The following is a 13,133-nucleotide window of genomic DNA, read 5'->3' as shown; positions in this document are numbered from 1 at the left end:
CCTCTTTTTCCGTTTGGATAGAGTGGTATGACATGGGCAGAGAAAGGTCTAGCGGGGTGGGGTCGCCAGACAGGTGAGGGCCATCGCCTGCCCGGGGGTGGCGATCCGGCGGGGCCGTCATGCCACTTTATGGCTCAGCGATGGTGCAACATGCGTAAGGCGTTGCATTGCTTTGCAAAATCGCCTCCCCGTGGGGCGGGCAGGCGATGGCCCGGCGCCTGCGGCTTGATTCCGGGCCGGGCTTCGGCTCAGCCCTTCTCCTTCCAGCGGACCATTTGCCGCAGGATGCCATGCAACATCTGTACATCCGCCCGCGTCAGCGGCATCCGCGACCACATGTTGCGAAGGTTGAGCTTCATCGAGGCGACCTTATGCTCGGGGAAGAAGAACCCGGCCTCAGTCAACTGCTCCTCATAATGCCGCGCCAAATGGTCAACTTCGGCGCCCTTGGCCCAATCGGTGCCCGCCATCTCGACCACCTCATGGGTCACCTCGCCCTGCGCCCGCATCCATTCGTAAGACATCAACAGCACGCATTGCGCGAGATTGAGAGAGGCGAACTTCGGGTTCACCGGGACCGAGACGATGGCATTGGCCTGCGCGATATCCTCATTCTCAAGCCCTGCCCGCTCGGGTCCGAACAGCACCGCAACCCGTTGACCCGCCGCGATTTTCTCCGCCGCCAGCCGCATCGCGGCTTCGGGGCTGTAGATCGGCTTGGTCAGGTCTCGGCTACGCGCCGTAGTGGCGAAGGTGAAATCGCAATCGCCAAGCGCTTCGGGCAGATCGGCGCAATGCTGTGCCTCGTCCAACAGCCGTCCCGCCCCCGAGGCCATGGCCACGGCGGATTGGCTCGGCCAGCCGTCGCGCGGGGCCACGACCCGCATGTGATCGAGGCCGAAGTTCCACATGGCACGCGCCGCGGCGCCGATGTTCTCGCCCATCTGGGGGCGGACGAGCACGATGGCCGGGATCGGCGCGGGCTGAACGGGGGAGGAGGATGTCTCTATCATGCGCGCCTCATAGCCCCTGCGCCGCAGCACCGCAAGAAAGCCAGCGCGACGCACGCATATCCGTTTTCTTTTGCAACGCCCTGCGCTAGTCAGGCTCCCAGACCCGATTAAGGCCCCAGACTCGATTAAGGACAGTGACCATGGACGCGCCAGAACAGCCGCAGATTTACCTTATCACCCCGCCCGAAGTTGAGCTGAGCCAATTCCCCGCGCAACTCGCCGCCGTGCTCGACGCCCATCCGGTGGCCTGTGTGCGCATGGCGCTTTCGACCCGCGACGAAGACCGCCTTGCCCGCGCCGGTGACGCCCTGCGCGAGGTGACCCATGCGCGCGACGTGGCCTTGGTGATCTCGGATCATCTGTTGCTGGTCGAAAAGCTCGGCCTTGACGGCGTGCACCTGAGCGATGCGGCCCGCACCGTGCGCCATGCCCGCAAAGAGCTGGGCGATGATGCCATCGTCGGTGCCTTCTGCGGCACATCGCGGCATGAGGGGATGGCGGCAGGCGAAGCCGGGGCAGACTACATCAGCTTCGGCCCGACCCAAGCCAGCGCCCTTGGCGATGGAAGCTTTGCCGAGGCCGATCTGTTCCAGTGGTGGTCCGAAGTCATCGAAGTACCCGTCGTCGCCGAAGGCGCGCTTGACATCAACATGATCCGCGACCTCGCCCCCCGGACCGACTTTTTCGGCATCGGGACCGAGATTTGGGACAAAGACGATCCGGTGGCCGAACTCGCCACCTTGATCGCTGCCATGCAGGGCTAAGCGGCCCTTGGGGCAGCCCGGTTAAGGGCTGCCCGCTCGCTTACAGAAACACCCGTTCGATGAACCAATAGGCCCCGACCGCCGCGATGACGCAAGAGGCGGGGACCGCGATGGCGCGGCGATACCAGTCGCGATTCATCGCCCAGCCGACCAATACGAAGGCGATGGCGATCACGGCAAGCTGGCCCAGTTCCACCCCGATGTTAAAGCCGATGAGCGCCGGGACGAATTGCCCCGCAGGCAGGCCGAAGTCGCCCAGCACCGAAGCAAACCCAAGGCCGTGCAGCAGGCCAAAGCCAAAGATCACCAAGGGCCGCCAGCGGTTCAGGGCGGAGTGAAAGATATTCTCGACCGCGACATAGGTGATCGAAGCAGCGATCAGCGGCTCGACGATGGCCCCCGGCACGTTAACCCAGCCCAAAGCGCCAAGCGCCAGCGTGACCGTATGGGCCAGCGTGAAGGCGGTGACCTGCCAGATCAAAGGCCGCAGACGGGTCGACAGAAAGAACAGGCCCAAGACGAATAGAATGTGATCCAACCCTTTGGGCAGGATGTGATCGAACCCAACCGGGATGTAGCTGACGAAAGCCTGCCAGCCGCTTTCAGCATCACCGCCCCCAAGGGCGATTTCGGGGCTGGTCTCACCGCCCGACAGATAGCCTGTATAGGGCGCCTCCACCCCTTGCTGGCGCAGCACCAGCGCGCCCGCGCCATCCGGCCATGTCACCTGTACCTCTTCGGCGCCTGCCGGCACCGCGCCCTCTAGTCGCCATTGACTGTCGCGCGGCAGTTCGGCGTCGACCCCTTCGGGCACCTCGAGTGTCACACTCTCCAACGGCACGGCGGCGCCATCGACGCTGAGCAGCGGCAGGCTGTTCCACTTCGGCAAAAGCTCGGGCGCGCGGTCGGCGATGCGCGCGGCGGGCAGGCTGCGCAGCGCATCGTAATCGCCCGCATTCTCGGCATTGTCGGTGTCTTCGACGGTATCAAGGTCGATGCCCGCCAAGAGCGCTTCGAGGTTGACCTCCAGCGCCAGCACCGCCCGCCCGTCGGCCACGGTCAGATCCGCGATCGTGGGTTTGACCTCATGCGCCTGTGCGCCCGCGCCCGCCGAAAGCAGCGCCGCGCTTGACAACAGCCACAGCAACGCCAGCTTGGTTCTTAACAAAATGAAAGTTCGCTTCATGAAACTATCCCAGTTGTCCGCTATTATTTTCAGTATCTTATCGGCAGTGCCTGCCTTTGCACATGAATACTGGCTGTCGCCGGTGAACTATCAAGTGGAAAGCGGTGAAAAGATCGCGGCGCATTTTCGCAATGGTGAGGAATTTACCGGCGCGGCCTTCCCATATCTGCCCAACCGGCTCACGCGTTTCGAGGTCAAGATCGGCGGGAAAGAGGTCCCGCTATCGCCGCGCGCGGGCGACAGCCCTGCCCTGACGCTCCCCGCGCCCGAGGGTGACGCGCTGGTCGTGGCGCTGGCCGAAACGACGCCCTCCAAAGTCACCTATGAGGACTTCGACAAGTTCCTCCGGTTCGCCGCGCATAAGGATTTCCCCAAGGCCGAAAGCGATCACCGCGCGAACGGCTGGTCGACCGAGAAGGTCGTCGAGAGCTACACCCGCCACGTTAAAACCCTGATCGCCCTCGGAGCGGGCACGGGACAAGATGCGCCCACCGGCATGGCGACGGAGTTCGTGGCGCTGACGAATCCCTATGACGCAGAATTCGCGGGTGAGATGAAGGTGGCCCTCCTCTATCAAGGCGCACCTCGCGTCAACGCGCAGATCGAAGTGTTCGACCGCGCTCCGGATGACAGCGTCGCCATCTCCCTCCACCGCACCGATGCGGCGGGCGAAGCACTGGTTCCGGTCACGGCGGGCCATGAATACCTCTTTGATGCGGTGGTGCTGCGCCCGGCGGCAGAGGTGCAAAGAGGCGCGGGCTACGACCCCGATCAACCGGTCTGGGAAACGCTCTGGGCGGCGCTGACATTCGCGGTGCCACAATAACGCCGCTTGCGCGTGGGGAGATTTGGCGGCTAGAAGCGCCGCATGACCAAGACAGCTGACATCCTTTGCATCGGCTCCGTCCTTTGGGACGTGATCGGCCGTTCTGAAAACGCCATGCGCCAAGGCTCTGACATGCCGGGGCGGATCACCCGCCTGCCCGGCGGCGTGGCGCTGAACATCGGCATGGCGCTGGCGCGCTTTGGGCTGACGCCTGCGTTGCTTTCCGCCGTGGGGCGCGATGCCGAAGGGGATGAGTTGATCGCCGCCTGCGCCCTGCGCGGGCTGATTACCGATCACGTCTATCGCTCGGACGATCTGCCGACCGACCGTTACATGGCCGTCGAAGGATCCAACGGGTTGATCGCCGCGATTGCCGATGCCCATTCGCTGGAGGCTGCGGGCGACAAGATCTTGCGCCCGCTGGAGGATGGCAGCCTGCCCAGCCCCTATGAAGGGGCCGTAGCGCTTGATGGCAACCTGACCGTCGAACTGCTGGCCCGCATGGCGCAAAGCCCGCTGTTGGCAAAGGCCGATCTGCGCGTCGCGCCCGCCTCACCCGGCAAGGCGCTGCGGCTGACACCCTTCCTCAAGGCCGGGCGCGGCACGCTTTACGTGAACCTTGAAGAAGCCGGACTGCTCTGCCAGTCGAGTTTTGACGATTCCCCCACCGCCGCCCGCGCCCTGCTGGCCCGTGGCGCACGCCGCGCCGTGGTGACCGACGGCGGCAACCCCGCCACCGTGGGCCAAGGCGACGAGATCATCACCCTCACCCCGCCGCAGGTGCATGTCGCCCGGGTCACGGGTGCAGGCGATACATTCATGGCGGCCCATGTGGCCGCTGAACTTGGCGGTGCCGTTGCGCAATCCGCCCTCAAGGCAGCACTTGATGCCGCCGCCCTTTACGTTTCCGGAGAGACCAAGATATGACCACCGCCACATCCGCCCTGCCCCTGACCTTCAGCGCCGAGGTGGCCAAGGCCCGCGAGAACGCCGCGCCGATCGTGGCCTTGGAAAGCACCATCATCACCCATGGCATGCCCTATCCGCAAAACCTCGAAGTGGCGCGGCAGGTCGAACAGGACATCCGCGACGCTGGCGCCGTGCCTGCCACCATCGCCGTGATCCGTGGCGCGCTGCACATCGGTCTGGACGATGACCAGTTGAGCGATCTGGCCCAGGCCAAGGATGTGGCCAAACTGTCGCGCGCCGATATGGCCGTCTGCATCGCCTCGGGCGGGACAGGTGCCACCACCGTCGCCGCCACCATGATCGCCGCCAATCTTGCGGGCATCGAAGTTTTCGCCACCGGTGGCATCGGCGGCGTGCATAAGGGCGCGGAAGACAGCTTTGACATCTCCGCCGACCTCATGGAACTGGCCCAAACCCCCGTCACCGTCATCGCGGCCGGCGCCAAGGCGATCCTCGACGTGCCGAAAACGCTGGAAGTGCTGGAAACCCAAGGCGTGCCGGTCATCACGGTGGGCCAAGACAGCTTCCCCGCCTTCTGGAGCGCAGGCTCGGACCTGCAATCGCCGCTGCGCCTTGATGATGCCGCAGCCCTTGCCAAAGCCCACCGTACCCGCGCCGCCATGGGCCTGCCCGGTGGCCAGTTGGTGGCCAACCCGATCCCCGCGGCAGAGGAAATCCCCGCCGCCGAACTCGCCCCGATCATCGCGCAGGCCCAGGCCGAGGCCGATGCCCAAGGGGTCCACGGCAAGGGCGTGACCCCCTTCTTGCTGCAACGCATCTTTGAACTGACCGAGGGCCGTTCGCTCACCGCCAATATCGCACTGGTGCGCAACAATGCCCGGCTGGGGGCCAAGATCGCCGCAAACCTCGTCAACCTGCCGCGTTAAAGGCGAAAAACACCGCGGAGCCATTGCCGGGCCGGGGCATACGCCTTAGCTATGTTGCGATTAACTCTTCGGAAAACGGCGCAGATGAACACACCTTTTGATCCCGACCCAACGCAGGTTCGGCGCAGCCTTGTCGCAAGGCTGCGCGCGTCTTTCCTGACCGGTCTGGTCGTGATTGCGCCTGTCGGGCTGACCATCTGGCTGATCTGGAGCGTGGTCGGCTGGATCGACGGTTTCGTGCTGCCGCTGGTGCCCAAAGCCTACCATCCCGACCGGCTGCTCCAAGATTTCTTGGGCCTCGACCCGTCGATGCAGTTCAACGTGCGCGGCCTTGGAGTGGTGATCTTTCTGATCTTCACCGTCATGGTGGGCTGGGCCGCGAAAGGGCTGATTGGCCGTTCGATGATCCGCTTCGCCGAAAGTCTGGTGGAACGCACCCCCGTCGTGCGGACGATCTATTCCGGCATCAAACAGATTTCCGAGACGATCTTCGCCCAGTCCGAGCGGAGCTTTGAGACCGCCTGCCTGATCGAATACCCTCGGCGCGGCATCTGGGCGCTTGGCTTCATCTCGACCGAGGCGAAGGGAGAGGTCTTGGCCCGCACCAACGCGGGCGGCGAGATGCTCTCGGTCTTTCTGCCAACCACGCCGAACCCAACCTCGGGCTTCTTACTGTTCCTGCCGCGGGAGGATGTGATCGAACTCGACATGAGCGTCGAAGACGCGGCGAAGCTGGTGATCTCTGCCGGACTGGTCTATCCGCCGCGCCCCGGTGCCGATCTGCCCGAGGCGCTGGCGCTTTCAGACCCTGAAAACTCAGCCGAACATCGCGGGTAGATCGACGCTGCTGAGCTGGTTCAGGTCGTCGAAGTGCTCAACAAGGAACTGATCCGCCGCTGCGACACCGGCCTCATGCAGCGCACGTATCACCGCCGGGTTGGGCATCAGCTTTGTCGCCACTGATAGCTGCGCCATCAGCGCGTCGTCGGCGATCATATGCATGTGCACCCGCTTCATCCGACCCTCTGGCAAGGTGCCATCCGCGATCAGCCGCTGGACGAATTCAATCGCCCGCATCTCGCGCAAGAGGCTGGAGTTAAAGCTGATCTCATTAATGCGGTTCTGGATTTGCTGCGGCGTGACCGGCAGGTCTTCGCGGTCGAGCGGGTTGATGTTTACCACCACGATATCTTCTGGCAGATCATCGCGGAACAGCGGAAACAACGCCGGGTTGCCGGTATAGCCCCCGTCCCAAAACGCCTCGCGCTGGCCGGTCTGGGCATCGTCAATCTCAACCGCCTTAAAGATCGTCGGCAGACAGGCTGAGGCGAGCAAAGCATCAGGTCCGATCTCATCCCCCTCAAACACCCTGATCTTGCCGTTGCGGACCCGTGTGGCGCAGACGAAGAAGAACGGCGGCTCATGCGCGCCCACTTTACCGTAGTCGAACCGGGCCACAACATCTTCGAGCGGATTGCGATAGAACGGGCCGTAAGCATAGGGCGACACGACCCGCGTCAGCGAATCCGAGATCGCCATGGGCAGCGAATATTCCATCGCCTGACTGAGCTTGTCCAAACCGAAAGGCGCCAGCCAATGCGACAGCCGCAGGTCCGAAATGCCAGAAACCTGCGACCAAAGCCAATCAAGGTTCTCCCGCGCGCCCTCGCGACCGCCCGAGATCATCCCCGATTTCAGCGCCGCCCCGTTCAGCGCCCCCGCCGAGGTGCCCGAGATCCCGCAGATTTCCAGATCGTCCTGCTGCAACAGCCGGTCGAGCACCCCCCAAGTGAAAGCGCCATGGGCGCCGCCCCCTTGGAGGGCAAGGTTAATGCGTTTCTTGTCCGCCACGGCGCTTACAACGCCGTCCAGCCGCCATCGACACTGATCGTCGTGCCGGTGATCTGCGCCGCTGCATCCGAGCATAGGAAGGTCGCCGTGCCGCCCATCTGCTCAACAGTGGCGAATTCACGCGACGGTTGCCGGGTGAGCATGACCTGTTCGATCACCTCTTTGCGGCTCATGTCGTATTCCTTCATCGTGTCGGGGATCTGCTTCTCAACAATCGGGGTCAGCACATAGCCGGGGCAGATCGCGTTGCAGGTGATCGGGTCTTTCGCCGTCTCTAGCGCTGTGGTCTTGCTGAGGCCGACGATCCCATGTTTCGCGGCGATATAGGCGGATTTATAGGGCGATGCCGTCAGACCATGGGCCGAGGCGATGTTGATCACCCGACCCCACCCCGCCTTGCGCATCATCGGCAAAGCCTCGGCGGTGGTGTGAAAGGCCGACGACAGGTTGATCGCGATGATCGCGTCCCATTTCTCGGCCGGAAACTCAGGGATTGGCGCGACATGCTGGATGCCAGCGTTGTTCACCAGAATGTCACAGGCCCCCGCTTCGGCAATCAAACGCCGACACTCCGCCCCCTTGGACATGTCAGCCTTGATGTAGCGGGCCGTTACGTTGCATGTCTGCGCAATCTTCTGCGCCAGCGCATGATCCGCCTCGTCATCGGTAAAAGAGTTCAACACGATATCGGCCCCGGCCCGCGCCAATTCCCAGGCGATGCCCAGTCCGATTCCAGAGTTCGATCCCGTGATGACGGCTGTCTTGCCGGACAGGTCGATGGTGAAAGCCATGGCGCGTCTCCTTGTTCATGCTGCGCCTGCATCATGTACTGCGCGCGCGCCAAAGGGAAAGGGTTTGCGCGAAGGAGCTTAAGGGTCGGTGAAAATTGGCCAAAAAAAACGCCCGCGCGAGGCGGGCGTAAGTTATTGAGGCAGGTTTCATACAGGCAAGAAACCTATCGAGCAGTGACCTCTGTATACGCCTTTCACGCTCACAATCCAAGCTAAAAGTTTGATAAGGCGAGAATCCGCGGGTATGGAATAACTCCAACAAAATAAGGGCAGAACGTGATTGTTTCAAAAATGAGCTGGGAATTTTTCTCGAAAGCACGGGGCGTTGCGGCCCTTTCTTCACTGATTCTGCTCTCGGGCGCGGCATCGGCTGCCCCGCAACATGGAATCGCCATGTATGGCGAACCTGCTTTGCCGGCCGATTTTGACGCCCTTCCTTATGTGAACCCCGAAGCCCCCAAGGGGGGTGAGATCGTTCTGGCCAATACCGGGGGATTCGACAGCCTCAACCCCTTCGTCCGCAAGGGCACCGCGCCTTGGCAGTTGCCGCATTTTACGCATGAGACCTTGATGGGGCGGTCCTGGGATGAACCCTTCGCGCTTTACGGCCTGTTGGCCGAGACGATCGAAGTGCCCGAGGACCGCTCTTGGGTGGAATTCACCCTGCGCGAGGAGGCGCGGTTTTCAGATGGCACGCCGGTCACGGTCGAGGATGTGATCTTTTCCTTCGATCTACTCGGCACCGAAGGCCACCCGCGCTACCACGGGCTGCGCCAACAGATCGACAGCATCGAACAGACCGGCCCACGCAGTCTGCGCATGACTTTCAACAGCGACAACCGCGAGCTTGCCCTGCTCGCCGGGATGCGCCCCATCCTCAGCAAGGCGCAATGGGAGGGGCAGGACTTTGCCAATGCCCCCCTGTCCGAAATCCCCTTGGGCAGTGGCCCCTATACCATCACCGACTATCAAGCGGGCCGCCATGTCACGCTGACGCGCAACCCAGATTACTGGGGTGCAGAAGTGCCCTTTCGCCAAGGCACGCATAACTACGATGAGGTAAAGATCGACTTTTACGGCGATGCCAATGTGCTTTTCGAAGCCTTCAAGGCCGGTCAAATCTCAGCCGTGCGCGAATTCAACGCCGAGACTTGGGCCACGCAATACGACTTCCCCGCGATCACCCGCGGCGACGTGGTGAAATCGACCTTCCCGCATAGCAAACCGTCGGGCATGACCGGTTTTGTCATGAACGCCCGCCGCGCGCCTTTCGACGATTGGCGGGTGCGCGACGCGCTGATTTCGGCCTTCAACTTCGAGTATATCAACGAGACGTTGACCGGCGGCACCCTGCCCCGGATCACCTCTTATTTCTCGAACTCCGACCTTGCCATGCGCGACGGTCCGGCCACGGGGCGGGTTTTCGATCTGCTGGCCGATTACGCCGACACATTGCCGCCGGGCACAGTGGATGGCTATCGGCTGCCGGTGGCCGATGGCTCGGCCCGCAACCGCGCAGGCATCCGCGCCGCGATGCAGCAGCTGAATGCCGCAGGTTATGAGGCCGAAGGCGGCGTGATGCGCCGTGGCGATGGCACGCCGCTGACCTTCACCATCCTGCTGTCCAAGGGCAGCCGGGAAAACCTCGCGATTGCAGAGCTTTACACGCAGGCCCTCAAGCGGCTTGGCATCACCGCCGAGATCGAAACCGTGGATGATGCGCAATTCGTCGCACGGCAGAACAGCTATGATTTCGACATGACAACCTTCCGCCGCGCCCTGTCGCTCAGCCCCGGTACGGAGCAGCGTTTCTACTGGGGGTCGGAGGCCGCCGATCTGCCCGGCACACGCAACCTCATGGGCGTGCGCTCTCCGGCGGTGGATGCGATGATCGACAGGATGTTGCAGGCCCGCGAAACGGCGGATTTCGTCGCCGCGACCCGCGCGCTTGACCGGATCCTGACGGCGGGGCGCTATGTGATCCCTTTCTGGCAGTTCGACGAAGGGCTGATCGCCCATGACGCGCGCATGGCCTACCCCGAGACGATCCCGCTTTACGGCGATGGGCCGAACTTCATGCCCGAGGTCTGGTGGTGGCAACCGGCGGAGGGGTCAGACCAGTGAGGTCACCCAGAGGATCGTCGCATCCTCATCGCTGAGCGAGACGACGTTATGCCCCATGGTGGCGTCGTAATAGGCGCTATCGCCCCGGCGCATGTCGACGGGCTCGTAAAACTCGGTGAAGAGCCGCACCATGCCGGTCAGCACATAGAGGAACTCCTCCCCGTCGTGGCGCACCCAGCCGTCGAACTCCTCCATCCGGCGGGCGCGGATGCGGGCGCGGTAGGGCAGCATCTGCTTCTTGCGCAACGCATCGGCCAGCAGGACATGCTCATAGGTGCCGGTGGCCTTGGGCGCGCCTTCCTCGGCGCGGGTCACGGCCATGCGGCCCGTGATCTTCTCGCCTGCGGGCGGGGTGAAAAGCTGCGGCACGGTGATCTCTAGTCCCACGGCGAGCTTTTTCAGCGCGTCATAGGTGGGGGACATCAGCCCGTTTTCAATCTTGCTCAGGGTCGAACGCGCCAATCCTGCCTGCCGCGCCGCTTGCTCAAGCGTCCAGTTGCGCGCCTTGCGCAACTCACGCACCCTTGCACCAAGGTCGACCGGTGGGGCGGTCTCGCTCGCGCCGCTTTCGCGGGCGATCTGGATCATGGAACGGGGCGGCGTATCTGTCATGGACCTGCTATAGCCGCGCCCCGGGGCGCTTGCAACGTTGCCCGCTTGCGATACCGGCCCTGGCCCGCTATGCCCATTGCGCAACAATAGATGGGGCGCATCATGGCCGAAGCGATCAAACTCGATATCATGTCAGACCCGATCTGCCCGTGGTGCTATATCGGCAAGGCGCATCTGGACCGCGCTTTGCAGGACCATCCCGACCATCCCTTTGCCATCGAATGGCACCCGTTCCAGCTAAACCCCGACATGCCGCGCGAAGGCATGGACCGGCGCAGCTATCTCGAGCGTAAGTTCGGCGGCAAGGAAGGCGCCGTGCGCGCCTATGCACCGGTTGTGGAACATGCCGAGAAGGCCGGGCTGAATATCAACTTCGAGGCCATGCAGCGCACGCCTAACACGCTGGACGCGCACCGTCTGATCCATTGGGCCGGGATCGAAGGCCGCCAGACCGCCGCCGTCTCTGCCCTTTTCAAAGCCTATTTCGTCGATGCCCGCGATATCGGTGACGCCGAAGTGCTGGCCGATATCGCCGACAGTATCGAGATGGACGCCGCCGTGGTCACCCGCCTGCTGAAATCCGATGTCGACGCGCAGGACATCCGCGACCGCGATGCCCATAGCCGCAAGATGGGCGTGAACTCGGTGCCGACCTTCATCGTTGCCAACACCCATGCCGTCCCCGGCGCGCAGCCGCCCGAGCTATGGGCGCAGGTCATTGCCGATCTGACCAATCAACAGAGCTGAACAGGGCGGCAATCATTGCCAAGTTAAGCGTTCTCGACTATCGAGACCGCAACCACAAGTTATTCCCTGAAGCCTGCCCAAGCGGATCCGCCGTTCGGGACAATCGCCGGAGTGCGCCTTCGTGACCACCGAAAAACCAGAATTCTCCATGAGGCGGATCGAATTCGTCGGCCTTATCGCGATGATGATCGCCACCATCGCCTTTTCCATCGACGCGATGCTGCCCGCCCTGCCCGAGATCGCGGCGGAACTCTCGCCCGAGATGGCCCACCGTGCCCCGCTGATCCTGACAGCCTTCGTGCTGGGCATGGGGCTGGGCACATTCTTTAGCGGCGCGCTGTCGGATGCATTCGGCCGCCGCAACGTGGTCTTCGGCGGGGCGGCGCTCTATTGTCTTTCGGCCTTCGTCGCTTGGATGAGCAACTCACTCGAAGTCATGCTGGTGGCACGCATCTTCCAAGGGCTTGGCGCTTCTGGCCCGCGTGTGGTGGCCGTGGCGATCATTCGTGACCTCTATGCGGGGCGCGAGATGGCGCGGATCATGTCGGTAGTGATGATGGTCTTCGCGCTGGTGCCCGCCTTGGCCCCGATGCTGGGCGCGGGCATCATCCTGACGGCGGGCTGGCGCGCGATTTTCATCGCCTTCATGGCCTTCTCGCTCATCTCGGTCATCTGGATGGCCCTGCGTCTGCCCGAAACCCTCGCCCCCGAAGACCGCCGCCCGTTGCGGGCACGGCTGATCATTGGCGCGGTGCGCGAGTTGGTGGGTCATCCCACGGTGCGCCTGTCGATCCTCGTGCAGTCGCTTGCCATGGCGATGCTCTTTTCGATGCTGATGCTGGTGCAGCCGATCTATGACACCGTCTATGGCCGGGCCGAAAGCTTCCCACTGTGGTTCGGCGGCATCGCCGTGGTGGCGGCCAGCGCCAGCCTGATCAACGCGCTGCTGGTCGTGCGCTACGGCATGCGGCGGCTGGTGACCATCGCCTTGGGCGTGCAAATCCTGCTGTCGGGCGCCATGTATTTCCTCAACCTCGGCGCCCTGCCCGACCCTTATGGCTTTGCCGCTTTCGTATTCTTCCAGACCTGCCTGTTCTTCCAAGCGGGGCTGACATTGGGCAACCTCAACGCCATCGCGATGGAGCCGATGGGCCATATCGCGGGCATGGCGGCTTCGGTCGTGGGGGCAATTTCCACCGTATTGGCGGCGCTGATCGCCTCCCCGGTGGGGTTGATGTTCGACGGCACGACCAAGCCGCTGGCGCTGGCCATGCTGCTGATGGCAATCGCGGCCTATGCGCTGATGCTCTACATGGGGCGGGTGGAAAACCGGCAGCCGGCGGCGGCGGAATAACCGCCGCCT

13 protein-coding genes are annotated in these 13,133 nt (G+C 63.2%); 8 read left to right on the top strand and 5 right to left on the bottom strand.

Going from position 1 to position 13,133, the window contains the following annotated elements:
• Positions 1-248: 248 nt before the first annotated feature.
• The gene (locus ACGYK9_RS00815) at positions 249-1,013 is read right to left on the bottom strand and encodes an RNA methyltransferase (RefSeq protein ID WP_394407605.1); all 765 of its coding nucleotides are present in this window, start codon (positions 1,011-1,013) and stop codon (positions 249-251) included.
• A 140-nt stretch (positions 1,014-1,153) separates the two neighbouring features.
• Between ACGYK9_RS00815 and ACGYK9_RS00810 the strand changes: the two genes are divergently transcribed.
• Positions 1,154-1,777: a thiamine phosphate synthase gene (locus tag ACGYK9_RS00810; protein ID WP_168613092.1), complete on the top strand. Its 624-nt coding sequence runs from the start codon at positions 1,154-1,156 to the stop codon at positions 1,775-1,777.
• 40 nt (positions 1,778-1,817) lie between these two features.
• Here ACGYK9_RS00810 and ACGYK9_RS00805 read toward each other — a convergent pair whose 3' ends face one another.
• Positions 1,818-2,963, bottom strand: coding sequence for a HupE/UreJ family protein (locus tag ACGYK9_RS00805; RefSeq protein WP_394407602.1), 1,146 nt, complete (start codon positions 2,961-2,963; stop codon positions 1,818-1,820).
• On the opposite strand from ACGYK9_RS00805, the gene ACGYK9_RS00800 reads away from it, so the two are divergent.
• The 4 genes from ACGYK9_RS00800 to ACGYK9_RS00785 all read left to right on the top strand — a co-directional run bounded on the left by ACGYK9_RS00800 (position 2,947) and on the right by ACGYK9_RS00785 (position 6,482).
• On the top strand, positions 2,947-3,789 hold the full coding sequence (locus ACGYK9_RS00800) for a DUF4198 domain-containing protein (protein ID WP_394422354.1): 843 nt from the start codon (positions 2,947-2,949) through the stop codon (positions 3,787-3,789). The two genes, ACGYK9_RS00805 and ACGYK9_RS00800, sit on opposite strands and share 17 nt — an antisense overlap.
• A gap of 42 nt (positions 3,790-3,831) precedes the next feature.
• Positions 3,832-4,716, top strand: coding sequence for a PfkB family carbohydrate kinase (locus ACGYK9_RS00795; protein WP_067262050.1), 885 nt, complete (start codon positions 3,832-3,834; stop codon positions 4,714-4,716).
• Positions 4,713-5,645, top strand: a complete 933-nt coding sequence (locus tag ACGYK9_RS00790; RefSeq protein WP_209218844.1) for a pseudouridine-5'-phosphate glycosidase — start codon at positions 4,713-4,715, stop codon at positions 5,643-5,645. The genes ACGYK9_RS00795 and ACGYK9_RS00790 overlap by 4 nt, the downstream gene beginning before the upstream one ends.
• 84 nt (positions 5,646-5,729) lie before the next feature.
• Positions 5,730-6,482 (top strand): DUF502 domain-containing protein, encoded by a 753-nt coding sequence (locus ACGYK9_RS00785; RefSeq protein WP_067262054.1) that lies wholly within the window; start codon positions 5,730-5,732, stop codon positions 6,480-6,482.
• Here ACGYK9_RS00785 and ACGYK9_RS00780 read toward each other — a convergent pair.
• Together ACGYK9_RS00780 and ACGYK9_RS00775 are read right to left on the bottom strand one after the other, a co-directional pair.
• Positions 6,462-7,496 carry a patatin-like phospholipase family protein gene (locus tag ACGYK9_RS00780; protein ID WP_394407598.1) on the bottom strand — a complete coding sequence of 345 codons (1,035 nt, stop codon included), beginning with the start codon at positions 7,494-7,496 and terminating at the stop codon, positions 6,462-6,464. The genes ACGYK9_RS00785 and ACGYK9_RS00780 overlap by 21 nt on opposite strands.
• 5 nt (positions 7,497-7,501) lie before the next feature.
• Entirely contained in the window at positions 7,502-8,287 is a 786-nt protein-coding gene (locus ACGYK9_RS00775) for a 3-hydroxybutyrate dehydrogenase (protein WP_394407596.1), read from the bottom strand.
• Between the two features lie 393 nt (positions 8,288-8,680).
• Here ACGYK9_RS00775 and ACGYK9_RS00770 point away from each other — a divergent pair, with 393 nt between their 5' ends.
• Positions 8,681-10,411: an extracellular solute-binding protein gene (locus ACGYK9_RS00770; protein ID WP_394407594.1), complete on the top strand. Its 1,731-nt coding sequence runs from the start codon at positions 8,681-8,683 to the stop codon at positions 10,409-10,411.
• On the opposite strand, the gene ACGYK9_RS00765 is transcribed toward ACGYK9_RS00770, so the two are convergent.
• Complete coding sequence (locus tag ACGYK9_RS00765; RefSeq protein ID WP_394402008.1) at positions 10,400-11,023, bottom strand: helix-turn-helix domain-containing protein; 624 nt, start codon at positions 11,021-11,023, stop codon at positions 10,400-10,402. The two genes, ACGYK9_RS00770 and ACGYK9_RS00765, sit on opposite strands and share 12 nt — an antisense overlap.
• A gap of 102 nt (positions 11,024-11,125) precedes the next feature.
• Between ACGYK9_RS00765 and ACGYK9_RS00760 the strand changes: the two genes are divergently transcribed.
• Positions 11,126-11,770 (top strand): DsbA family oxidoreductase, encoded by a 645-nt coding sequence (locus ACGYK9_RS00760; protein WP_394407592.1) that lies wholly within the window; start codon positions 11,126-11,128, stop codon positions 11,768-11,770.
• 148 nt (positions 11,771-11,918) lie between these two features.
• On the top strand, positions 11,919-13,124 hold the full coding sequence (locus ACGYK9_RS00755; RefSeq protein WP_394408935.1) for a multidrug effflux MFS transporter: 1,206 nt from the start codon (positions 11,919-11,921) through the stop codon (positions 13,122-13,124).
• The last annotated feature ends 9 nt before the right edge of the window (positions 13,125-13,133 follow it).

Origin of the sequence: Sulfitobacter sp. 1A15258 (assembly GCF_043557045.1) — a bacterium.
Lineage (GTDB): Bacteria > Pseudomonadota > Alphaproteobacteria > Rhodobacterales > Rhodobacteraceae > Sulfitobacter > Sulfitobacter faviae.
This window is presented reverse-complemented; position numbering and strand designations above follow the sequence as displayed.

Coding starts and splice junctions, on each gene's coding strand:
- ACGYK9_RS00815 (WP_394407605.1), bottom strand. CDS start 1,013: ATGATAGAGACATCCTCCTCCCCCGTTCAGCCCGCGCCGATCCCGGCC.
- ACGYK9_RS00810 (WP_168613092.1), top strand. CDS start 1,154: ATGGACGCGCCAGAACAGCCGCAGATTTACCTTATCACCCCGCCCGAA.
- ACGYK9_RS00800 (WP_394422354.1), top strand. CDS start 2,947: ATGAAAGTTCGCTTCATGAAACTATCCCAGTTGTCCGCTATTATTTTC.
- ACGYK9_RS00805 (WP_394407602.1), bottom strand. CDS start 2,963: ATGAAGCGAACTTTCATTTTGTTAAGAACCAAGCTGGCGTTGCTGTGG.
- ACGYK9_RS00795 (WP_067262050.1), top strand. CDS start 3,832: ATGACCAAGACAGCTGACATCCTTTGCATCGGCTCCGTCCTTTGGGAC.
- ACGYK9_RS00790 (WP_209218844.1), top strand. CDS start 4,713: ATGACCACCGCCACATCCGCCCTGCCCCTGACCTTCAGCGCCGAGGTG.
- ACGYK9_RS00785 (WP_067262054.1), top strand. CDS start 5,730: ATGAACACACCTTTTGATCCCGACCCAACGCAGGTTCGGCGCAGCCTT.
- ACGYK9_RS00775 (WP_394407596.1), bottom strand. CDS start 8,287: ATGGCTTTCACCATCGACCTGTCCGGCAAGACAGCCGTCATCACGGGA.
- ACGYK9_RS00770 (WP_394407594.1), top strand. CDS start 8,681: ATGTATGGCGAACCTGCTTTGCCGGCCGATTTTGACGCCCTTCCTTAT.
- ACGYK9_RS00765 (WP_394402008.1), bottom strand. CDS start 11,023: ATGACAGATACGCCGCCCCGTTCCATGATCCAGATCGCCCGCGAAAGC.
- ACGYK9_RS00760 (WP_394407592.1), top strand. CDS start 11,126: ATGGCCGAAGCGATCAAACTCGATATCATGTCAGACCCGATCTGCCCG.
- ACGYK9_RS00755 (WP_394408935.1), top strand. CDS start 11,919: ATGAGGCGGATCGAATTCGTCGGCCTTATCGCGATGATGATCGCCACC.